The organism is Marinigracilibium pacificum (assembly GCF_012926615.1).
GTDB lineage: Bacteria > Bacteroidota > Bacteroidia > Cytophagales > Cyclobacteriaceae > Mangrovivirga > Mangrovivirga pacifica.
Genome location: NZ_JABBNU010000012.1, coordinates 108,513 through 131,226 on the forward strand (window position 1 = coordinate 108,513; position 22,714 = coordinate 131,226).

Sequence of the window (22,714 nt, forward strand, 5' to 3'; positions counted from 1 at the left end):
AATGGCAACAACCAAAATACTGATCACTGGTTCTAATGGATTATTAGGACAAAAGCTTGTAGGGATATTAGCTAATGATCCTGATACAGAACTTATTGCTACATCAAGAGGTGAAAACCGTATTGAGCATATTGACCAGAATCTTTATACATATCACAGTCTTGATATTACAAGTAAAAGTGAAGTAGATAAAGCGATTGAAGCTTATGCTCCGGATGTGATTATCCATGGAGCGGCAATGACAAATGTTGATCAGTGTGAGCAGGAACCTGAAAACTGCAAAAAATTAAATGTTGATTCTGTAAGGTACCTGACAGATGCAGCATATAAGGTTGGAGCTTTCTTTGTGTTTGTCAGTACAGATTTTATCTTTGACGGATCACATGGTCCGTTATTAGAGACTGATGAGCCAAACCCAATTTCAATTTATGGGCAGTCCAAGCTTGACGCAGAGACGATTGTTCGTTCCTATAAAGGAAAATGGGCTATTGCCAGGACAGTTCTTGTATATGGAATTACACCATCAATGAGCAGGTCTAATATTATTTTATGGGTTAGAAATAGCCTTGAAGAAGGTAAAAAAATCAATGTGGTTACAGATCAGTGGCGTACACCAACTTTGGCTGAAGATTTGGCTGTTGGATGCATTGCCATTGCAAAAAATAATGCTGAAGGAGTGTTTAATATTAGCGGAGAAGAAATGCTTACTCCATATGATATGGCCATGAAAACAGCAGATTATTTTAATCTTGATAAGTCATTGATTAGTAAGGCTGACGCATCGACTTTTTCACAGCCGGCTAAGCGTCCGCCAAAAACAGGTTTTATAATTAACAAAGCAAAAGAATTGTTAGGCTATTCCCCTCGGTCATTTGATGAAGGGATAGCCATTTTAGATAAACAGTTGCAAGAAATAGATTCTCAGAATGAGTGATTTTTTAATTGAAGGAGGTTTCGATAGTTGGTTAAATGATGTTTTGGCACCAATTACCGACAAAGTAAACGATATCGTCCTTTTTAGTATTCCTCTTACAGATTCAATAGAAATGCCCGTTGTGGTGGCTCTTCTTTTGATTTCGGCTATCTTTTTTACAGTTACCTTCAGGTTTATAAACATTGGTATGTTCAGACATGCCATTGATGTAGTGAGAGGGAAATATGATAAGCCGGATGATGATGGAGAGGTTAGTCACTTTCAGGCGCTGACAGCGGCTCTTTCAGGCACCGTTGGAATCGGTAACATCGGAGGTGTCGCTATTGCGGTTTCCACCGGAGGTCCCGGAGCTACTTTCTGGATGATCCTTGCTGGTATATTCGGGATGACAACAAAATTTGTTGAATGTACATTAGGTGTAAAATACAGGAATCTTTATGAAGATGGTACTGTATCCGGTGGCCCAATGTATTACCTGCAGAAAGGACTTGCAAAAAGAAATTTACCTAAGTTTGGTCGATTCCTGGCAGTGTTTTTTGCCATCGCCTGTGCTGGTGCAGCAATTGGTAGTGGTGGCCCGGCACAAGTAAACCAGGCTACAGAACAAATGATTGCTATAACCGGAGGCAAGGAAAGTTTTCTCTTTGGTAATGGCTGGATGTTTGGTCTGCTAATGGCTGGAATTGTCGCGCTGGTAATTATCGGTGGAATTAAAAGTATTGTTAAGGTTACGGAGAGAATTGTCCCATTCATGGTAGGGATATACTTGCTTGCAGGATTTATTGTTCTGGGGGCACATTTTGATAGCATTTTACCTGCTATTTGGCAAATAATCTCTGAAGCATTTACTTTCAAAGCCGGATTAGGTGGCTTTATTGGAATAATGATCGTCGGGTTAACCCGATCAGCTTATAGCAATGAGGCGGGGTTAGGTTCGGCATCAATTGCTCACTCGGCAGTGAAGACCGATGAGCCGCTTTCCGAAGGTCTCGTAGCATTATTGGAGCCATTTATTGATACTGTAATCGTATGTACAATTACTGCTCTGGTAATTGTGGTGACCAATAATTATGATCCAAATGCAACTGAAGGAATTAGTCTGACAAGTAAAGCCTTTGGAAGTGTTATAACCTGGTTTCCTTATGTGCTTTCAGTGGCTGTGATATTATTTGCCTTATCAACAATGGTTGCTTGGGCGTATTATGGACTTAAAGCATGGACGTTTTTGTTTGGAGAAAACAAAACAGCAGACCTCATTTACAAGGTGCTGTTTTGTATTGCCGTAGTCGTTGGGTCATCCCTCAGCCTGAAAGCGATGTTTTCATTAGCTGATGCTTTGGTATTATTGATGGCATTTCCAAACCTTATCGGACTCTACTTCCTCTTCCCAGAGGTGAAGAAAGAAGTACTGTCGTATAAGCAAAAACTACGGGATGGGATCATAAAAAGAATTGACTAAAATCGACAAAACCGTCTATTCGGTAGTAAGCCAATGCTTTGCCTTTTCAGTATCCCTGAAAACTCTAACCGGTGAACCAGTAATCAGTGCGATCATATTAATTATATATGCATCAATGCTATTAAGAGCAATAACAGCTTGAGCTTTGACATGTGATCTGTATTTAATTTTTAATAAGTTGAAAAATGCTTTTAACAATGACTTTCTTGAGATTGTTGTTAATACAAGAGCAGAATTCGGATCACAATATTTTAAGAATGCATCTCGTTCGTTTGGTAGCTTCTGATCAGTAAATATTAACTCCTCCTGAACAATCAGCTTTCCGTTGTGTGTAATGATTTTTATATCAGACATAGGCAGGTGGTTTTAATTCAATAATAATCTTATGAAATAAAATTTTCCTGTCAGGAATACGCCAAAACTTACCGAGTAGGATTATTGTGTATGAATTCTAAGAAAAAGTGATTGATTTGTGTTGAATTGAATTTTTCCATGAAAACTGCCATTAGTTTATTATTGTTGTCAATATAAACATTTGGTTTTTAGTTATTTGTATCTTCTTTTGAGAAGTGGAGGTTGAAAGCTACCGTAGTTTTAAGGGTTGTTTTACTTTAATCAAAATTGACTTTATATAAGAATCAATTAGGTAAACGAGGTAGTAATATCTTTTGTTAAATTCAAGATTTTACAGAGTAAGTTTTGCAGAATATCTGAAATTCAGAATTTAATTTGAATAATATTACAACGAGTTTAATCGCACAGAATTTTATCAGAGGTTGTGATTTTTTCGGATTCCTCAATCAGTTGAATTCCTTTCGGAGACATATAGACGATTGTTCGATATCCTGCTTCTTCAAAGTCTTTGAATGCAAACAGAACTGAATTTTTACTATTTCCTCTAAACTCGATGCTTGTATATTCCGGAGCTAAAATTTCTCCTTTTGATGATGAAACAGCCCCATAACCTTTGTCAGTTAGATAAACAGCAACTCTTTCGGTGTTATTAATGTCAAAGGTTTCTAAAAGTTTGGCTTCAATACCTAGAGAATCATTCTTTTGGATATCCCATAGTGCCCACCTGAAGTTGTTTTTAATCCATACACTTGAATCATTCCATGCCTTGATGTCATCAGCAACAGACCTGAAAAAGGTTGATCCATCAAAATTTAATAGATATTGATATCGACCATAAGTGGTTACGATCTTATTCCCATCAATTTTTGGAAGACTTGAATATCTCGGAGCGACAGTTTTAAATGTTTTTGTATTTACCCAGCCAAACTTTCCATCTCTCACGATTGTCAGATGGTTACTGTCTAAAGCTGCAAAACCATCATAAACACCAGGTAGGATAGTTTTTCCACTTAGAGTTTTTAGCATGTAATTTCCTGACCTGAACATGATCGAGATAAGAGAATCGCTGAGTATAGAATAACTTTTACCATCTCCTTCAAATACCTGATTCCCCTTGGAGTTAAATACCACATGATTTCTACCAGTTTCAGTTATAATTACTTCCTGTAACAGGCCTGATTTGCTGCTTGAAACTAATTTGAAATTTGTAGTTCGGTAAAACTTTTTATCAGTTCTATCTGAAAAGTATATAGTCGGAATGTTATTTTTTATTCCTATGAAAAAACTTTCTCCCAGAATGTATCCTGTGTCTAAATCTAAAGTCAATGGCTCAGACCAGGATTTGTTATAAACTATTGAAGAGGAATCATTTACAGCTAAAAGCCATTTTGTATTGCTATTTAAACGACGATAGGGCTCCGATAAGTCGTTTACCTCACCATAGGCTAGTCTTACCTGAGAAGTGTCGCTAATAATTATTCCGAATGATGAATTAGTTATTTTATCTGTGGAAGGAGATCGCAGCCATTGTAGAGAATTATTTAACACTCCAAACCACCTGTTTTCATTTTCGATAATAATTTTCGAATTGTCGATAACCTCATAATCGTAAACATTCCTTATCCATGGAAATTGATCTGATTTACTTTTGGAAAGCAGAGAGGCATGACTGACTTTTAATTGATCGTCAGTTTCAAGAAAAATGAAATCATTTTCTGAATAAAGATCTCCATCCTGAACGGATAACAACATTTGACCTAGAAGCGACCTGAATTCAATGCTGTTATCGCGTTTTGCTGAAATAAAATTTTTGTGAGGGAGGTTTATTTCATCGTAAATTGGCGGTAATATAATCGTTCCGTCTGAAAGAAGGAGTCCTGATTTACCATTTTGAACGAAAGAAATAAATGCCGGCGAAAGCTCATTGATTTTTTCTGCGGGACCCCGAAATACGAAATTCCCCTTACGGTTTACCACAGCCGTTGCTTTTCCGATGTACCCGATGATATATCTTGCCAGATATCCTTCACAATTGTCATTTACTTCAAGACTGTCGAAAATAGCAGGGACAATATGGTTTCCCGCCGAATCAATCAATCCGATTTTGGAGTTTTCCATGAAAGGGAAAAGAGCCTCGATTTCATTGGTGCTGTCATAATGAGCATCAACAATCAGCTGTGCGTTTTGTGCGGATTTGAGTTGGGGATAGGCTGTTGCATAATATGATAATCGTTCTTTCGTTCCTGAACGAGTTACAATTTCAGCAAGTTTAGCTTCTGCTTCCTTAGCATATGGACTACTTGGATTTTTTCTTAAGAAATTGGCATATTCTTTTTCTGTGAAGTTGGTAAAGTGCTGCCTGAATTCAAGGTCAGCTAAACGCTCATCGATTTTATTATTGTATTTACTATTCGGGAACCAACGCTTAAAATTATTATAGGAAGCTTCGGTATTGGTTGTCAGGGCAGTTTTATAAGCCCACTCTTCCCACATTACCCTTGCTTGGGATGAATATTCCGAAGTGTTATGAATCGTTATAAAGCTTATAAACCTGTTTTGTGAATGAGGAGGCACCAGCTGTTGAAAAGCCAATGAGTCGACACGAATTTTCAGACTGTCAGGATGGACTGATTCGCTGAGCTTAGACTCTTCAGAAGCAATGTTCAGGTATTTTGAAAGCATTGAGCCGGCGCTATCGAGAAGCTTGAGGTCGTTGGGATGAAGCCATTGAAGATAGTAAGCAGTGGCAAGCTTTGTGTCCGGATTGTTTGGATCCTTTTCATTGATTTTCAGGATATACTCAGTTGCTTTGAGTGTATCCGTTTTTTCAACAAGCTTAAATATTCTGTTTTGTCCTGAAACAGAAAAAGATACAAGTATAATAATATAAAAAAGTAGCTGGCGGATCATCATTCTTAATTTAAGATTCGATGAAAAGTAAAGCTAGTATATTTAAGATAATAAAGCGATAAAACGGGATTAAGCTTATTAAAATGGGGAAAGAATACAGATATTTACCCTGAAAATACTATTTGAGGGTGGTTTTAAAGCAAAACATCTGTTTTACACAAGCGAGAAGCTTGCGTAAGCATATTTAACGGAGGGGGGAAATTAAAATAATTATAATAACCCTACGGAATTTTGAAAACTGAAGTATCGATTCGATATTTGGTTATTTTTTAGAGCATAAAGAGACAACTATGAAGATTTTAATTAAGGTATTAATGGCAGTGACTATTGCATCAACTTTTCAGTCTTGTTATAAGCCCGGGCCGGCTGTTCCTTTGGAGGGCATTTGGTGGACTATGGTTAGTTATAGAAGAGATTGTAACCCAGATGATTTTGTTTATGAGGAGTATGATTGCGAAAAAGAATATTGTACTGAGTACATATTTAGGGATAATGTTTTAAATATTTATGAATATAACTCAATGGGTGAAGAGACAATCTACCAGTATGCATATCAAAAAAACGGGAATCAGATTTTTTATGATAAAAATAATATAATTAATGATGGTATTGGTGAAGTAGTTATAAGTTATAACATCTCAGGAAGGACTTTAAATATTGAAGAATATGAGGTAGGTGGTTGTCATGTAGATAGAGTCTTAGAAACCAATTAAGTTAATTGAAACTGCCAATAGTCGGATTTCAAATCCTATGATAGACCATCAGGATTGCAAATCCCGAAGAGCGGATTTGAAACATTTTAAGGCACAAGCGAGACGCTTGAGCCAGTGATTTAAGGATTAATGTATTTTAAGTTATTTGAGGATCAACTGTGTAAATAAAGTAACTTTTCGTCACTTTTAATTTATCTTCAATTAAAACCACTGTGATATGCAACTCAATTCTATTTTCGTCGGAAAGCCTAAAGACGTACCTTATAATGGTAAAATTATTTCCACAAGCATTTATAAAGAATTGGTTTCGGGGCCGGTGAGAGTGGTTAAGCATAATATTGAAGGTGATCAGCAAGCTAATCTCGAAGTTCATGGTGGTGAATATAAGGCTGTTTATGCCTACCCGGTTGAGCATTATGATTTTTGGCGTAACTCAAGAGCAGATTTGAGTTTTGAACCGGGTGTTTTTGGTGAAAACCTCTCTGTATCGGGTTTGTTTGAGGATGAAGTCAATGTCGGTGATGTTTACAAAATTGGTACCGCTACCTTTGCAGTAACTACTCCCAGATTACCCTGTTTTAAATTGGGTATTAAAATGAATGATCCGGGAATTATAAAAGATTTCATGGCTGCAATGCGAAGTGGTTTTTATTTGAAAGTGGTTGAGGAAGGTGTTATTGAAGCTGGTGATGAAATCGTTTTGTTGAAAAAGGATGATTATGGACTTACAATTAAAGAACTGGTAAAACTTCAATCTACCGATAAATCCAATAAGCAATTATTGAAAAAGGCTATTGAAGCTCCGGCTCTGCAAAAGGACTGGGTGGATAGTTTTAAAGAAAAGCTTGATAAGCTTAAGTAGTATAGTCGGATTTAAAATACTATGATAAGGCTATTGGATTGCAAATCCCAAAGAGCGAAGGCGCCTCATAGAAATCATCATCTTGAACTAGCTAGTGAAAGATCTGTAACATTTTTAGGCGATGTTATTGTCATCACAAACACAGAAGATTATTAATAATGATTTGTTGAAATTCAGCATAACATAAATCCAATTCATCCTACTAATATCAGACAGATTCTTCACTTACTGATTTGCCTGGCCGCAATCAGCACAAGACGTTCAGAATGACGACAAAATTGAAGGGATTGCAAAACCAAAGAATAAATAGATTTAATAATCTTTACAAGATTCATATAAAAAAAGAGGCTCTTTCGAGCCTCCTCTGAGGAAAATTAACTATTGGGCAATAGTTATTCAGTATCCCACCACACACTTGTGTCTAAATCATCCGGACCCTGTCTTGAAACAGCCGCTTCATAGTTTGCAGCATTGTTTTGTGATTCTGAAGAGGGATAACCTTGTCTTCTAGGTATCTCTCCTGAATTATTTAACGCTGCCGGTGCAGGTAATAACTCAGGATAACCCAATCTTCTCCATTCAGCCCAGGCCTCATAGCCCTGAAGATAGGTAGCAATCCATTTTTGGGTTCCAATTAATTTCATAGCATTTTCTGATTCATACTTAACGTCTGCATGATTGATGTAATCATCATAAATTGATTGATCAAATACTCCCCATTGTTCCATGCTGGCTTTAATTGCCTCATTATAGTGCTCGCTGGCTGAGCCATTTGCGTTCCAGCCTTTCTCAGCTCCTTCAGCAAGGAAAAACAATACTTGCGAATAAGTTAGAATAGGGATTTCAGCTGCTTTTGAAATCACAAGAGAAGAATTAGGTAACGATACCTCATCATAAGCATAATCAGATGCAGCGCTATTGTCTAATCCAAAAGGAATGCCTTCATAGGTGTCAGGCTCATTAGGATTAATCGGGTCTGCATAGGCTTTCAAACGTGGGTCATTCAAATTGTTCAAGACATCAGTTAGCTCTTTACTCACTGCATTGTCTATTCTTGTAAGGAAGTCGTCATATCTAGGGTTATCAAATACACCATCGCCAAGATACTGATAGAACGCTCCATCAGCATTTGATGTAAATACACCATCGGAGACTGCTTCTTCAAATTCTTGTCTGGCTTTTTCCGGAGCAATATTTGAAATTCTGATAGCCATTTTTAGCTTTAACGAGTTGGCGAATTTTTTCCATTTTTCGATATCTCCGTTGTATAAAATATCGCCTGATGGGGCTGCCCCGTTATCAAATTGATTTATTGCTTCATCAAGGTCATCAAAAATGGCATTGTATATATCCTCCTGTGTGTCGTATGCAGGTGCCAGATTTTCACTTCCTTTCAACGCCTCACTATATGGCAGATCTCCCCAGCGGTCTGTGGCATGAATAAAAAAGTGTGACTGTAAAATTTTTGCAACAGCGATCTGATTTGCATTTGAACCACTTTCTGCAGCAAATGCCATTGTCTCCGGATTGCTGTTATAGTCAATTACTGTTTCCAGGGCATTTAAAGGACCGCTGTAAATTCCAGTGAAATCAAACTGTGACACGTCGTATCGTGAATTTTCTGTGTATTGGGTAGCGGCCCAATATTGAGAATAATACAATCCTGTTAATCCATTTTCATAACCTGGAAGGGAGTGGATCGCATTAGCAAGAAATCCTGATACTGGTACTTGGGTTGGGTTGTTTGGGTCTGTGTTGATATCTCCAAAATCATCACATCCAAGTAATATAAGTAGTAAGGGAATTATATATTTCTTCATGATATCGGTTATTATAATCCTAATTTTAAGTTAAATCCATACGAACGAAATCCTGCCATTCCTCCACCTTCATGGAAAGCTACACCCGAAGCATCCGGTGTGATCTCTGAAGGGTCAATTCCTTTAACATTAGAATGAATTAGCCATGCGTTTCGTACACTCACTGCAAATGAAATATTTGTAAATGGTGTGTTTTCAAGAGTTTTGGTAGGTAATTGATAGCCAAGTCTCACCTCTCTTAGTTTAATGTAGCTTGCATCGTAAATCCAGTTTCCTGTAACTCCAACAAGGTTCCATGCGTGTTGTCTTCCCGAGGCATAACCACTAGCGGGTGAGCCATCAGCATAAACCCCTTCGACAGGAAAGCCTCCACCATTATCAATTCTGTCTCTAACTGATTGTCCGTTGTCATTCAAACCTACAGTTTCGGCTAGCTGACCTGCTCCAAATCCATACATCTTAGTCACGGAATGGAAATTTCCTCCTTTCTGGAAGTCGAAATTCAATGACAGATTAATCCCTTTGTATGATAATGTGTTTACCAAACCACCAGTGAAATCAGGCAATACATGACCGATGACCTGGTTGTCTTCAGTAAGGTATTCGAGGTTATCTTCATCATTGGCATGGTACCAGCTACCTGATTTTCTAACTACTGGTTGGCCGTCTATCGTTTTGAAGTCACGCCCTCTTAGCACGCCCCACTCTGATCCTTCTTCCAGTACAAGGTCTACACCTCTTCTACTTAAGATCGGATATGCTGTAATGTCTTCGTAAATGTGCTCAACTGTTGATTTGTTTTTTGCAAGATTGAAATTTAAATCCCATGAGAAATTTTTTGTTTCAATTGGAGTTGCAAAAAAGGCTAGTTCAAGACCTTCACTGATTATCTTTCCGCCATTAGTCAGGAATCGGTTATATCCGGTTACTCCGGAGATATTTATTTCGATAATATCATCTTCGTTGATCTGTCGATAGTAGTTTACATCAAGACCAAGTCTGTTATTAAAGAAATTTAGTTCGGCACCAACTTCAATAGCTTCGGCTAATGAAGCTTTAATATTCGGATCAACAATTCTGTCTCTAACTCCAAAAGAAGGCGTTCCATTGTATACACCACCTGGAGGGTAAGTATTCAGGATTAGATATGGGTCTATATCATTTCCTACCTGAGCATAACTAGCTCTGATTTTTCCATGAGATAGGATTTTAGAAGAAATTAGCTCTGAAAATACCATACTCAGACCTGCAGAAGGGTAGAAGTATGAGTTGTTGTTTGCCGGAAGGGCTGAAGACCAGTCATTACGTGCGGTAAGGTCCAGATAAAGGAAATTGTTGTAACCAATACTTGCTGTACCATAGATACTTTTGATTTCCTTGTTGGTCTCCCAGTTGTCAACGAAAGGTCTGTCAACGGATGCTTCAAGGTTAAACCAGTTCGTAGCAGTGAGTCCGCCACTTGTAGATCCAGTCAGGCCAATATATTTCTGCTTCAGAATATTACCACCGACAAAACCATTTAATGAAAGCTTATTTATGGTTTTATCGAAGTTTAATAATAGCTCGTAGTTAGTTTCTTTACCAGTACGATTTGTTTGTTTGAAAAATGCCTGTGCCTGTGCTTCTTCCGGAATTCGGTTGTTGATCTTTTGGTCGTAGAAGTCAATCTTGGCACTTCCTGTAACTGAGAATACTTCACTAATGTCATAAGTCAGGGAAGTACCGCCTATAAATCTGTCACGTTCGTCAAACGGTTTTGCATTTTCAAGCATGAAATAGATGTTGTCCCAGAAGTTTGGAGATGTATTAGTAGGACTAATGATATTCCAGGTTTTTATTTCTCCGTTAGGACCTCTGTAGTCTTTCAGCCTGTTATAGTCAAGTTGTCTTTGAGTCCACATATTCAGGTTTGGACCTACGTTGATTAGTGACCAGCTATCAAAACTACCGGTGTAACCAAAGCCCGGTCTACCTTCAAACTCGTTATGTGCATATTTTACAGAAGCGTTTACTCTAAGTTTATCGGTGATATTGGAATTGATATTTAATGAGGCATTATTCTTTTTACCACCACTGAATGGAATTGCGCCATCAATTTCAGTATATCCGTATGAAAGTCTGTAACTGGTATTTTCACTTCCGCCACTGATTGCAATATTGTGAGTTTGAGTGATACCTGTTTCATAGAAGTTTTTTACATTATCCGGATTTGCTACAAGAGCTCTTGTTTTTCCATATTCTGAAGTGCCCGGATACCAGCTATCCCAATGTCTAACCTGACGACCATCCATTTCCGGCCCCCAACTTTCATCTGCGTGATAATCCAGGATATATTCACCATCTAATTGGTTAAGTTCCTGTGAATAACCACCTGCATATTGATTTTGATATTCAGGCAAAATAGCAACTTTATCAATTGATAATTGACCATTATATTCAATGCCAATTCCTTTCTTTTTTGTTCCTTTTTTAGTGGTAATCAGGATAACTCCATTCTTACCTCTAATTCCGTATAGTGCTGAAGCTGCTGGTCCTTTTAATACTGAAATTGATTCAATATCGTTTGAGTTTATATCTTGTGCCAGGTTGCCATAGTCTCTGCCGTTATAAGTATTAGAGAAATTGTCGTTTGAAATAGGAATACCGTCAACAACGAAAAGAGGCTGAGCGTTCCCCGAAATACTATTAGCACCTCTGATTCTAATGTTTACTGTTCCACCGATACTTGCAGACGACGGGTTTGTAATTTGTACTCCCGCTACTTTACCAGAAAGGGCTCCAAGATAGTTTTGCTCACCTGTCTGTGTTAACTTTCCACCGTCAACCTCTTGCACTGCATAGGATAACGAGGCTTTTTTACGCTCGACCCCGAGAGCGGTAACAACAAATTCAGATAACTCAGTTTGAGCTTCATGCATTACAACATCAATTTGATTGTTATCTGATACTGTAAGTTCAATGGTTTGATATCCTATAAACGAAAAAATCAATATTTCTCCTTCTGTGGCATCAACACTATACTCACCAGCCGCGTTTGATACGGCTCCTTTTGTTGTGCCTTTTATGAATACGGAAACACCAGGTATGGCCTCTCCGCTTTCATCTTTGATTGTGCCTTTTACTTGTGCTTGTATCATGTAACTGGTTAATGTTAATATGATAGTCAGCAGGAATTTATTCCTCATGGTTTTTTGATGTTTAATTGTGTTATTATTTTAATTGGGTTTTTTTGTTAATTAAGTAATAATGTTATGGTGGATTTAGTATTATGTACTTGTTAATTGCCATGATTAATTGATTAATATTTTGATTGGCAATGTACAGCTTAGAGTAAAGCCTATTTGATACTTAATTAACCTGTTTTGGTGAGATTTTATCGAAAATTAAATTATCTGTTATTTAACGTTTGTTAGTTAGTTTAAATGTTTCAGTTAATTATATAGTTTGAAAATGGTGATTTTTAGTTTAATATTTTGTTCATATTGATATTTGTGAAATTTGTTTTTATGGTAAAATAATATTATTAAAAGGTTATTTTGTTCTAGTGTATATTGTCTGGAATTGCATAAGTGATAATATAATATCACTAGTTGTTAATAAGGTATTAAATGTGCCTTCTGATTTTTGAGAACTTAGGGTTAATTATTTGTTAATCTTAAAATTATGATGAATATATACCGTCTGGTTCCGGTCATGTTTTTGTGCATGATTTCGGGGTTAAATAATATTTATTCCCAGAACACTGATTTGAATTGCAGGAGTTCTGAACAAAACAAAATTATATTGCAACAATCCAGTGAAGCACAGGCCGAGTACCTGATGCATGAGAAATTCACAAGTGATTTTGTTGAAAACTTAAAAAAACTAAGGAATAATAGTACATCTCAAGCTAGTGCATATATCATTCCTGTGGTATTTCACGTATTTGGAACTTCCTTTTCAGGCCAAACAGTAACCCAGTCAAAAATTGAACAGGCCTTAAGTGTGTTGAATGAAGAATTTCAAGGATTAAATGATGATTTTAATTCTGTTGATGCAAGGTTTGACGGAGTAAAGCAGTTTATGAATATTGAATTTCGACTTGCTCAAATTGATCCTGATGGGAACTCAACTTCCGGAGTAATGTTTTATGGAGTTCAAAATGGATTTGGTAACGGTAGTGGGTATGATGCAAAGATTCGCCAATATGCGTGGGATAACTATAAATATATGAATGTATACATTCAGTCAGATCTTTATAATGATGGAGGTACAACTAACTCGGGAGTGGCGTGGTATCCTAATACTCAAATGTCTAATAAGAATACTGCCCGGGTAGTATATAATGGCAGATATTTATATGGAAATACTGATCCTGAATTTGCTTCGGTTTTAACTCATGAGTTTGGGCATTGGTTAAACCTAATCCACACTTTTGAAGGAGGTTGTTCATATCCAAATGATCAGGTGACTGATACACCTCCGGAAAACTCAAGTATTTCAGATAATTGTAATCCTGCTACTAATTGTGAAGGAAATTATATCAATCATGAGAATTATATGGGGTATAATGGTGCTGATGGTTGTTATAAAATGTTTACTCAAGGACAAGTTAACCGTATGCTTGCGGCTTTGGAGCATCCGGCAAGAAAACCGTTGTGGCAAGAATCAAACCTGATAGCAACCGGGACATCTGATGTTGGATCTATTACTGTTGAAGCTCCCTCCAGTCTGGTGGCATCTGCTGTCTCTTCATCAAAAATTGATTTGACATGGAATGATAATTCTAATAATGAAGAGGGCTTTTCCATAGAGCAATCTGTAAACGGAGGTAGTTATAGTCAGATAGCGACAGTTGGCGCAAATACTACTAATTATTCTAATACTAATCTAGCTGCATTTACCCAATACAGTTACCGGGTAAGAGCCTACGCTGGAAGTACAAACTCTTCTTATTCTAATGTAGCTTCGGCAACAACTCTTGAAGACTCAAATACTTATTGTGATATTTCAGGTAATACAAAATATGAATTTATAAAAAATGTAAGTATTGGTAGTTTCTCATATTCGTCATCGGCAAGTTCATCAGGGTATGAAGATAATACTGCGAAGGTAATAACACTTTCGCCTGGGGCAAATACATCGGTAAGTTTATCACCTGGTTTTGCAGGAAGATCTTATACTGAATACTGGTCAATTTGGATAGATTATAATAATAACAATACTTTTGAAAGTTCTGAACGTGTAGTTTCTGGTCTGTCTGGAACAGGTGATGTGAATGGAAGTTTCACTGTTGATAGCAATGCAAGCGGTACTGCCAGAATGAGGATTGTGATGAAGTATAATAGTACACCTTCTTCGGCATGTGGCGAGATTGGTGATGGTGAAGCAGAAGATTATACGGTGGATTTTTCGGGCTCAGGAAATCCTGATCCAACAGTACTTCCAGCTCCGGCAAATGTCAGGTCAGCAGGGACTTATTCCTCTGGTTTTTATGCCGGCTGGGATTTGGTTGATGGAGCAACTAGTTATGAAGTTCAGTTATTTAATGGGACATGGGAAAATGAAGGGACCTCAACAACGTATTATTTTTGGATACCCAAGCAAGGTAATATTACTTCATATACTTTTAGAGTTCGAGCGAGAAATAGCGAGGGTGTAAGTGAATGGAGTAATGAATTTACTGTGAATCTACCCGTCGCAGGGCCAATGACATCTTCTTTTAATTTCTATCCAAACCCTTCAGATGGACAAATCCAGTTTTATATACCTAAGGATAGAGGTGATTTCACTGTAGAAGTATATAATTCAACAGGCAAAATGGTAGATGAGGTGAGTAACCAATTTCACTATTCAACTCAGCATTTAACTAGCGGGATATATTTATTACGGCTAAGGGGAGATGGTGAGAGTGCTACAAAACGACTAATAGTTAAATAGAAATAATCACGGAGGCCAGAAATTTTTCGGTCTCCATTTTTTTTAAGATTTATGATATTAAAAATTTCAGGACGCTGGGAAGAGGAATTTAAGAAGCCGCATTAATCGATAACGATATTCCGAGACTGGGCAAATAAGTTAAACACCTTTGTTAATGGAATCTGCTTTATCAGATTAACAAATGGAAGTAAATCCTCTGTTAGAAAAATACTTGTTAAGTAAATAGTTTGGTTGAAGATAAGGCTGTCTTGAAAATTCATTTTTTGAGATGGCCTTTATTATATTTATGCTAATAGAAATAACAAGCTTTTAAATCTGCTACAGCAACAATTGACGAGTTGCCAAGATAAGCTGATATGATAATCTTATTGCTATTTAGGTTACTAAAAACCGACTTGCCAAGAAGAATTTAGTATTATAAATTATGATTGATTTTTCGGTAATCTGAAGGAGTCAGTCCAGTTACTTCTTTAAACTTCCTGTTAAAATTGGATAGATTATTAAAACCAGATAGAAGGCAAATTCCGGTTATTGATAGGTCCTCTTCTTGTAGTTTTTTGCAAGCGTAGCTAATTCTCATTTCGGTAAGAAACTGTATGTAAGTTTTGCGCGTGCGTTTTTTAAAGTATCTACAAAAAGACTGTACTGTCATATTTGATATTTCAGCTACTTCTTCAAGTGTAATATCACGTTGAAATTCGTTTAAGGTAAACTGATAGATGTCGTTTATTCGTTTTGCCTGTGATTCTGTATAATTATTTCTTAATTCAGAAGTCAGAATCTGGTGTTCTGATGAGCTGGCAAGAATTTGCAGGATTGAGAGAAGCTCAATTACTTTGTTAAGATTATCCATTTCTTTTATACCCTCAATCCTTGGGCGTAGTAACTTTGCTGTTTGTGGATCAATTTTTAATGACTGGTGTTTTTTTATGAATTCACCAATAAAATGAGTTTCTGGAAGACTAAAAAACTTATCTCCAAAGAGGTTGTCATTAAAAAATATAGTAACACTATATGCACGATTTTCATTTTCTTCCTCATAAAATCTATTGTCATTTTTGAATACATGAGGAACATTACTGGCAATTAAAAACACATCCCCAGGCTTAAAGTTACCAACATAGTCTCCTATAAGTGCAGTGCCGTCACTTTCTATAATTACAGTTAGTTGAAATTCAGGATGTTTGTGAAGAATATCATAGAAATGAAGTTCGTCATCAACCTGAATTAGAAAGGATGAGTTAACTGCTTTGGGAACTTTAAAAGGAAGTACTTTCATGCCTGATTTACTTTTGCCTTTACCTAAAGTAATAATATTATTTAATCATTGTTAAAGCAAATCAACCATCAAAATAGGGTAAAATAGTATTAGTTTTGGTTAATATCATAACATTACTAGCAATTGTAGCATTTAAACTAAGTTTTGAAGCAGCTTGCTTAAGTTCGATTATGATCGTTTCAAATCCTCTATTTCTTCTGTTGTCCTGGCAAGTGGCTTACCTAATAACTTATAACCTTTTTCAGTAATGAGGAAATCATCTTCTATGCGAATACCTCCAAAATCACGGTATTTTTGAAGATTTCCATAATTTATGAACTCTTCGTTCTTCTTAGTTTTTGACCAAAGATCAATAAGATCGGGTATGATGTAAATGCCAGGTTCTACTGTCAGGACAAAACCTTTTTTAAGTGCCTTGCCTAACCTCAGTGACTTAAGACCAAATTCGGTGCTTTTTGTTAAATCATTGGTATACCCGACATATTGTTCACCCAGATTTTCCATATCATGGACGTCAAGTCCCATCATATGCCCTAAGCCACATTGGAAAAACATAGTGTGGGCTCCATTCGCAACAGCTTCTTCGGTATCACCCTGCATCAGGTTGATTTGCTTTAGTCCGTCAACAAGAGTTTTACAGGCTAAAAGGTGAATGTCTTTGAATAAAACTCCCGGCTTTAATGCCTCGATAGCTGTCAAATGGGCATTTAACACTATATCATAAATTTCTTTTTGCCTTGAAGTATATTTAGGGCCTACGGGAAAGGTTCTGGTCATATCTCCTGCATAACGCATGGAAGTTTCAGCCCCACTATCACAAAGAAACAAGTCGCCATCTTGAATTGTATTGCCATGGTAATAGGTATGCAATGTGTTACCATTTATTGTTCCGATAATCGGGAATGATAAATTTCCACCATCTGCAATAGCTTCAGCATGTACCTTGGCCACCACTTCAGATTCCTTTATGCCAGGCTTACCATACTTTATTGCAGCCGTATGCATTTTTACCGTTGTGTTTACCGCTTTTTCAATTTCGATTATTTCCTCATCGGTCTTTATTTCACGGAGACTCACAATAGCCCTGATCAGTTCTACTGATTTATGTTCAGAGACTTTATTTAAAGGAATTGATAACCATTCTGCGAGTTTTATAGCTTGTTCTGGTCTGTATGGAGGTAGAAAATGAACTTTCTTTTTAGAGGAAAGATAATGGGTAAGTTCTCTTAATGGTTTTGTGTTTTGAACACCAACTTTGGAACCACATTCATGCATAGATGGCTGCTTTCCAGTCCAGATAATCTGATCAATAGTAAAGTCATCACCAAATAAAATCGCCTGACCATTTTCATCAATTACTGCCACAAGATTTTGCAGATCAAGTCCGAAGAAATATAAAAATGAGCTGTCTTGTCTGAAGTGATAATGGTTGTCTTTATAATTCATGCTACTATCTTCATTTCCGATAAGTAGAATGATTCCATCACTTACTTTTTGTCTAAGTTCTTTTCTTCTGGTGGTATAGGTATCTGGTTGAAACATGTGGTTAACGTTGGTTTGTTTAATTGAGATTTAAATTTAGATCAGAATTTTATTTTAATTATATCTGTTAGGGTTTAATTGTGAAATGTCAATGTTCGTCTTGTGACCTGCGATTATTTGACTTATTAGCTTACCGGTGATAGGTCCTAAGCTCATGCCCATCATTGCATGCCCGGTAGCTGCAGTAAGGTTAGTGTAGTTTTTGAATCTGCCAATGTATGGAAGTCCATCCGGAGAGCAGGGTCTTAATCCTACCCAGGTTGGAGCAGAGAGAAAGTCTTTTTCTTTAAATTGGGGATAATATTGCGGGATTGATTTAAATATTCCGGCTAGACGTTGATGGCTGATGCTCATATCAGTGCCGTTGAGTTCCATTGTACCCCCAAACCTGATTGAATCACCCATGGGAGTAACCGAAACACGTGCTTCGCAAAGTAGTGAACATATTTCAGGCTTAGTAGCAGGGTTCTCAACCATAACACTATAGCCTTTTCCCCCTTGCATAGGAATATTAACCTCTAATGATTGAAGTAAATTTGTTGACCAGATACCGGCAGCTATAATAAACTCATCGGCAATAATCTCCTGATGTGTTGTTTCAAGACTGGTAACTTTATTTCCATTTATATTGATAGACTCCACTTTATCAGAAATAAATTTCACTCCTTTTTGCTGAAGGACCAGGTGCATCTGATTCATAAACAGAGTTGGGTTAAAGCAAGCATCTAACGGGAAGTATACTCCTCCTTCGACATCAAGTTCGACATTTTTGTCAATCTCCATTAATTCACGGGGAGATAGTACTTCTGCCGGAATCCCCAGTTTGTTTGATAATCTGGCTACATGTGTTTCTTCTTCAAGTCCCTTTTTTGTTTTGCAGAGCATAAACAGACCCTTCGTTTTGAGCGAGAAGTCAATATTCTCTTTTTCTTGAATGTCCAGATAAAGTTCTCGACTGGATAGGTTTAAGTTACTAAGAACAGATTTAGAATTTTCTACATGCTTTGCTGTGGAGGCTTTATAGAATTTTAATCCCCATGAAATGAGATCACTGTTAAGCCTGGGATGAATATGGAAAGGACTATCAGGTCTTAACATCCATTTAAGCCCCATGAGAATAACACCGGGAGCAGCAAGGGGAATAAAGTGACTTGGCACAATCATTCCCGCATTGCCATAAGAACAACCTTTTTTTTCTAAATCATCACTGATAACCGATACTTCATAACCCAGTGCATTCAAATAATAGGCGGAACATAAACCTACAACTCCACCACCAACTATAGCTACTTTTTTCATAGTTATATCACTTGAAATCCATTTGCATAGGGGTCGCGTTCGTCAACAATTATGGTATTGTATCCGGTAATCATTGCCCAGCCTTCTATGCTTGGAATTATTGCTTTAAAGTCGCCAACAGTTGTTTCATCTTCGATAATTCCTTTAAACTGAGAGCCAATAAAGCTTTCATGGACAAAGCTGTCTCCCTTTTTTAGTTTTCCTTTAGCATACCATTGGGCCATTCTTGCGGAAGTACCGGTTCCGCATGGAGACCTGTCAATTGCCTTATCTCCATAGAAAACTGCATTTCTTGCGGTGGAATCATTATTCAAAGTATCACCAGTCCATAATATATGACTCAATCCCCGTATTGAGCTGTCCTCAGGATGAACAAAGTCATATACTTTATTGATGTTTTCACGTAAAATCCGGCTCCAGCTAATCAATTGGTCTGCTGTATAAGCCTGTACACCTTCAAAGTTTTGTTGAGGATCTACAATAGCGTAAAAATTGCCTCCATAAGCTACATCTACCTTGAGATCACCTAACCCAGAGCAAAACGTATCCAAATTTTCAGCAGCTAAATAGGAGGCAATGTTTGTTAATTTAACGGCAGTTACTTTGCCGTCAGTTTGTTTATAATCAATCTGAACGATTCCTGCAGGAGTTTCCAGTCTCAGATGTCCTGGTTTTTTAGGAGTAATAAGTCCTTCCTCAATGGCAATGGTTACTGTACCGATTGTGCCATGTCCGCACATAGGCAGGCATCCGGAAGTTTCAATAAAGAGCACAGCCACATCATTTTTAGGATCACTTGGAGGATATAAAATACTTCCTGACATCATATCATGACCTCTTGGTTCAAACATAAGACTCTTTCTTACCCAGTCATGTTCTTTCAGGAAGTGTTGTCTTTTCTCACTGATGTTATTTCCTTCCAGAGTTGGTCCACCACCAGCAACCAGTCTTACCGGATTACCGCAAGTATGTGCATCTATACAGAAAAAGGTTTTTTTGTTCATTGGGGTTGATGTTTTAGATACTATTTTGAGTCAGATTACCATTTACCTTTCTCCATATTCCAAGAGGATTATTGTTTTTTAATTCATCTGGTAAAGCATTGTCAGGAAAAGACTGGAAAGACAGAGGTCTCACAAATCTCTTGATTGCATCTGTACCTACGGAAGTATATTTGCTATTTGAAGATGATGGGAAAGGGCCACCATGATGCATGGCATGACAAACTTCAACGCCAGTTGGTACGCCATTAAATATGACTCTTCCTGCAACATGTTGAGCGGCATTTACAATTTCCTTGTACTGAGATAACTCCTCAGATTCTGCCATGATAGTTGATGTTAATTGCCCTTTAGTGCTTAAAATAACCTTTTTAAGCTCATCCTGATCTTTACAAGTAACCACCAGGGAAAAAGGACCGAAAACTTCCTCAGTCAAATGCGGATTTGATAAGAATTCTTCGCCGCTGACAGAGGCTACAGTTGCATTTCCGAGATTAACACCATCAGTTTGTTTTGCAGCTCCAAGAAGCTGAACGCCGTTTTGGTTTAATAATATTTCTCTTGATTTTATGAAACTGCTGTGAATTCCTTCATTGAGCATAGGTGCAGGAACAGCCTTTTCAATTTCTTTAGCCAGAGCAAACATAAATGAATCTAATAACGGGCTTTCGATCCCCAGGATTAACCCTGGATTGGTACAAAACTGACCAACACCAAGGGTTATGGAAGCAGCATATTGCTTTGCTAAGTCATCTGCTTCTTTAAGCTTTCCGGGTAAAAGAATTACAGGGTTAATGCTTCCCATTTCAGCAAAAACAGGAATTGGTTCTTCTCTTTCTGAAGCCGCCTTGAAGATAGCCATCCCGCCATTATAAGAGCCTGTAAAGCCTACAGCTTTTACTTCCGGATGTTTGACAAGTTGCTGACCGAGTTTATTTCCACTGCCATTAAGACTTGAGAAAATACCATCAGGCATCATTGTTTTTTTAGCGGCTTTGGAAATTGCTCCTGCTACAAGCTCGTTTGTTCCGAGATGAGAGCCATGAGCTTTTACTATTACCGGGTTCCCGGCGGCAAGTGCCGAAGCTGTGTCTCCACCGGCTGTAGAAAAAGCCAAAGGAAAGTTACTAGCAGTGAAAACTACAACAGGACCTATCGGGACGGACATTTTACGGATATCGGGTTTTGGCAGTGGCTCTCTATCAGGTTGAGTAGTATCTATTATTGCTTCAACCCATGAGCCTTCCCTTAATAATTCAGCAAATAATTTTAGCTGGTTGATTGTCCGTCCGCGTTCGCCGGTAATTCGAGCTGCGGGGAGTCCACTTTCTTTAACTGCAGTATCTATGAGTTCATCACCAAGAGCCAGAATTTCTTCTGCAATAGCTTCCAGGAAGGAAGCTTTTTTCTCTCCTGAGTAATACCTATATGTTTCAAATGCTTCAGAGGCTTTAGATACAGCCATATTTATTTCAGAATCCGAAGCAATATGAAACTTATTCAAGGGGGTGGAATTGCTGGGATCAATAGATTCCATTACACAGGAATCCTGGGCAGTTTGAGAAAAACCAATTATATTTTTACCATGTATGGGCATAATGTTGCTTTGTTAATGATTAATTGAGAATGGGCTGCTTTTCTTTCAAACTTAAATATTCAGGCAGTTGAGGTCTTACACTTAATGACTCATCAATAATTGCCAGAACTCGCTCTCTTTCCTGACCTGATAGAGGCATTCTTGGTAGTCTTACGTGCTCTGTGCCCAGATTAACTTTTGCTTCGGCAAGTTTTATGTTTTGTACAAGCTGAGGGTTGATATCAAGTTCAAGAAGAGGAAGGAACCATCTGTAGATATCAAGTGCTTCCTGATGTCTTCCAGCTTTTTGAAGTTGATAAATGGCTACTGTTTCTTTAGGGAAAGCACATACAAGTCCGGCAACCCAGCCATTTGCTCCCATAAATAAACTCTCCAGAGCCAAAGTATCTACACCACACAATATTTTAAAGCGATCGCCAAAACGGTTGATCATTCTGGTGACATTGCTTACGTCCCTTGTAGATTCTTTTACCGCCTGGATGTTGCTTTCCTCAGATAAAGCCTCAAACATATCAAGAGTAACCTCAATTTTATAGTCGACCGGGTTGTTGTAAATCATTATCGGCAAGTCCGTAGATCTGGCAATCGCTTTAAAATATTCTACAGTTTCTAGATCAGTTGCTTTGTAACGCATTGGAGGGAGAACCATCAGACCACTAGCTCCTGCTTCCTTTGCTTTTTGAGCAGTATCAATAGCGGCTTCGGTACTTTGTTCGGCAATGTTAAGTATCACAGGTACTTTACCATCTACTAACGATACTGTATGTTTTACTAAACCAAATTTTTCAGCATTTGTAAGCGAACTAGCCTCTCCAAGAGTGCCGCCTAAAATAATACCATCCACACCAGCTTCAAGTTGTGCTTCAAGATTTTTCTCAAACCACACCAAATCCAGTTTGTTGTCAGGTGTGAATTTTGTTGTGACTGCTGGGAAGACCCCGTTCCAATTGATTTTCATAGTAACTTCTAATTTCTTTTATGATTACAAAACTAGAAGATGAAGAAAGGCAAAGTATTTACTATTT

The 22,714-nt window shown here is 37.5% G+C and carries 16 protein-coding genes; 6 read left to right on the forward strand and 10 right to left on the reverse strand.

Annotation, left to right across the window (positions count from 1 at the left end; all coding sequences use genetic code 11):
• The first annotated feature begins 1 nt into the window (after position 1).
• Both HH304_RS18295 and HH304_RS18300 read left to right on the forward strand, forming a co-directional pair.
• Positions 2 to 934: an SDR family oxidoreductase gene (locus HH304_RS18295; protein ID WP_169684729.1), complete on the forward strand. Its 933-nt coding sequence runs from the start codon at positions 2 to 4 to the stop codon at positions 932 to 934.
• Positions 927 to 2,393, forward strand: coding sequence for an alanine/glycine:cation symporter family protein (locus HH304_RS18300; protein ID WP_169684730.1), 1,467 nt, complete (start codon positions 927 to 929; stop codon positions 2,391 to 2,393). Before HH304_RS18295 ends, HH304_RS18300 begins: the two co-directional genes overlap by 8 nt.
• A gap of 15 nt (positions 2,394 to 2,408) precedes the next feature.
• Here the strand turns inward: HH304_RS18300 and HH304_RS18305 are convergent, their stop codons facing one another.
• Both HH304_RS18305 and HH304_RS18310 read right to left on the reverse strand, forming a co-directional pair.
• Complete coding sequence (locus tag HH304_RS18305) at positions 2,409 to 2,747, reverse strand: hypothetical protein (protein WP_169684731.1); 339 nt, start codon at positions 2,745 to 2,747, stop codon at positions 2,409 to 2,411.
• A 396-nt stretch (positions 2,748 to 3,143) separates the two neighbouring features.
• Positions 3,144 to 5,657, reverse strand: a complete 2,514-nt coding sequence (locus tag HH304_RS18310; protein ID WP_169684732.1) for a WG repeat-containing protein — start codon at positions 5,655 to 5,657, stop codon at positions 3,144 to 3,146.
• A gap of 290 nt (positions 5,658 to 5,947) precedes the next feature.
• Between HH304_RS18310 and HH304_RS18315 the strand changes: the two genes are divergently transcribed.
• From HH304_RS18315 to HH304_RS21305, 3 genes are all read left to right on the forward strand, one after another.
• Positions 5,948 to 6,370, forward strand: a complete 423-nt coding sequence (locus HH304_RS18315) for a hypothetical protein (RefSeq protein WP_169684733.1) — start codon at positions 5,948 to 5,950, stop codon at positions 6,368 to 6,370.
• A 217-nt stretch (positions 6,371 to 6,587) separates the two neighbouring features.
• A complete protein-coding gene (locus HH304_RS18320) occupies positions 6,588 to 7,232 on the forward strand; it encodes an MOSC domain-containing protein (protein ID WP_169684734.1) in 645 nt (214 codons plus the stop codon).
• A gap of 21 nt (positions 7,233 to 7,253) precedes the next feature.
• Complete coding sequence (locus HH304_RS21305; protein ID WP_271711689.1) at positions 7,254 to 7,388, forward strand: hypothetical protein; 135 nt, start codon at positions 7,254 to 7,256, stop codon at positions 7,386 to 7,388.
• Between the two features lie 236 nt (positions 7,389 to 7,624).
• Here HH304_RS21305 and HH304_RS18325 read toward each other — a convergent pair whose 3' ends face one another.
• The gene (locus tag HH304_RS18325) at positions 7,625 to 9,052 is read right to left on the reverse strand and encodes a SusD/RagB family nutrient-binding outer membrane lipoprotein (RefSeq protein WP_169684735.1); all 1,428 of its coding nucleotides are present in this window, start codon (positions 9,050 to 9,052) and stop codon (positions 7,625 to 7,627) included.
• A gap of 11 nt (positions 9,053 to 9,063) precedes the next feature.
• Complete coding sequence (locus HH304_RS18330; protein ID WP_169684736.1) at positions 9,064 to 12,237, reverse strand: SusC/RagA family TonB-linked outer membrane protein; 3,174 nt, start codon at positions 12,235 to 12,237, stop codon at positions 9,064 to 9,066.
• 478 nt (positions 12,238 to 12,715) lie between these two features.
• Here HH304_RS18330 and HH304_RS18335 point away from each other — a divergent pair, with 478 nt between their 5' ends.
• Positions 12,716 to 14,971 carry a M43 family zinc metalloprotease gene (locus HH304_RS18335; RefSeq protein ID WP_169684737.1) on the forward strand — a complete coding sequence of 752 codons (2,256 nt, stop codon included), beginning with the start codon at positions 12,716 to 12,718 and terminating at the stop codon, positions 14,969 to 14,971.
• A gap of 415 nt (positions 14,972 to 15,386) precedes the next feature.
• On the opposite strand, the gene HH304_RS18340 is transcribed toward HH304_RS18335, so the two are convergent.
• From HH304_RS18340 to HH304_RS18365, 6 genes are all read right to left on the reverse strand, one after another.
• Positions 15,387 to 16,250 (reverse strand): AraC family transcriptional regulator, encoded by an 864-nt coding sequence (locus HH304_RS18340; protein ID WP_169684738.1) that lies wholly within the window; start codon positions 16,248 to 16,250, stop codon positions 15,387 to 15,389.
• Between the two features lie 168 nt (positions 16,251 to 16,418).
• Positions 16,419 to 17,792 carry an aminopeptidase P family protein gene (locus tag HH304_RS18345; RefSeq protein ID WP_169684739.1) on the reverse strand — a complete coding sequence of 458 codons (1,374 nt, stop codon included), beginning with the start codon at positions 17,790 to 17,792 and terminating at the stop codon, positions 16,419 to 16,421.
• Between the two features lie 54 nt (positions 17,793 to 17,846).
• On the reverse strand, positions 17,847 to 19,091 hold the full coding sequence (locus HH304_RS18350) for an NAD(P)/FAD-dependent oxidoreductase (protein WP_169684740.1): 1,245 nt from the start codon (positions 19,089 to 19,091) through the stop codon (positions 17,847 to 17,849).
• Between the two features lie 2 nt (positions 19,092 to 19,093).
• A complete protein-coding gene (locus tag HH304_RS18355; RefSeq protein WP_169684741.1) occupies positions 19,094 to 20,095 on the reverse strand; it encodes a 4-hydroxyproline epimerase in 1,002 nt (333 codons plus the stop codon).
• Positions 20,096 to 20,108: 13 nt separating this feature from the next.
• Positions 20,109 to 21,689, reverse strand: coding sequence for an aldehyde dehydrogenase (NADP(+)) (locus tag HH304_RS18360; protein WP_169684742.1), 1,581 nt, complete (start codon positions 21,687 to 21,689; stop codon positions 20,109 to 20,111).
• Positions 21,690 to 21,708: 19 nt separating this feature from the next.
• Complete coding sequence (locus HH304_RS18365; RefSeq protein ID WP_169684743.1) at positions 21,709 to 22,647, reverse strand: dihydrodipicolinate synthase family protein; 939 nt, start codon at positions 22,645 to 22,647, stop codon at positions 21,709 to 21,711.
• Positions 22,648 to 22,714 lie beyond the last annotated feature (67 nt).

Excerpts from the sequence above, each read along its gene's own strand:
- HH304_RS18295 (WP_169684729.1), top strand. The coding sequence starts at position 2 with ATGGCAACAACCAAAATACTGATCACTGGTTCTAATGGATTATTAGGA.
- HH304_RS18300 (WP_169684730.1), top strand. The coding sequence starts at position 927 with ATGAGTGATTTTTTAATTGAAGGAGGTTTCGATAGTTGGTTAAATGAT.
- HH304_RS18305 (WP_169684731.1), bottom strand. The coding sequence starts at position 2,747 with ATGTCTGATATAAAAATCATTACACACAACGGAAAGCTGATTGTTCAG.
- HH304_RS18310 (WP_169684732.1), bottom strand. The coding sequence starts at position 5,657 with ATGATCCGCCAGCTACTTTTTTATATTATTATACTTGTATCTTTTTCT.
- HH304_RS18315 (WP_169684733.1), top strand. The coding sequence starts at position 5,948 with ATGAAGATTTTAATTAAGGTATTAATGGCAGTGACTATTGCATCAACT.
- HH304_RS18320 (WP_169684734.1), top strand. The coding sequence starts at position 6,588 with ATGCAACTCAATTCTATTTTCGTCGGAAAGCCTAAAGACGTACCTTAT.
- HH304_RS21305 (WP_271711689.1), top strand. The coding sequence starts at position 7,254 with ATGATAAGGCTATTGGATTGCAAATCCCAAAGAGCGAAGGCGCCTCAT.
- HH304_RS18325 (WP_169684735.1), bottom strand. The coding sequence starts at position 9,052 with ATGAAGAAATATATAATTCCCTTACTACTTATATTACTTGGATGTGAT.
- HH304_RS18330 (WP_169684736.1), bottom strand. The coding sequence starts at position 12,237 with ATGAGGAATAAATTCCTGCTGACTATCATATTAACATTAACCAGTTAC.
- HH304_RS18335 (WP_169684737.1), top strand. The coding sequence starts at position 12,716 with ATGATGAATATATACCGTCTGGTTCCGGTCATGTTTTTGTGCATGATT.
- HH304_RS18340 (WP_169684738.1), bottom strand. The coding sequence starts at position 16,250 with ATGAAAGTACTTCCTTTTAAAGTTCCCAAAGCAGTTAACTCATCCTTT.
- HH304_RS18345 (WP_169684739.1), bottom strand. The coding sequence starts at position 17,792 with ATGTTTCAACCAGATACCTATACCACCAGAAGAAAAGAACTTAGACAA.
- HH304_RS18350 (WP_169684740.1), bottom strand. The coding sequence starts at position 19,091 with ATGAAAAAAGTAGCTATAGTTGGTGGTGGAGTTGTAGGTTTATGTTCC.
- HH304_RS18355 (WP_169684741.1), bottom strand. The coding sequence starts at position 20,095 with ATGAACAAAAAAACCTTTTTCTGTATAGATGCACATACTTGCGGTAAT.
- HH304_RS18360 (WP_169684742.1), bottom strand. The coding sequence starts at position 21,689 with ATGCCCATACATGGTAAAAATATAATTGGTTTTTCTCAAACTGCCCAG.
- HH304_RS18365 (WP_169684743.1), bottom strand. The coding sequence starts at position 22,647 with ATGAAAATCAATTGGAACGGGGTCTTCCCAGCAGTCACAACAAAATTC.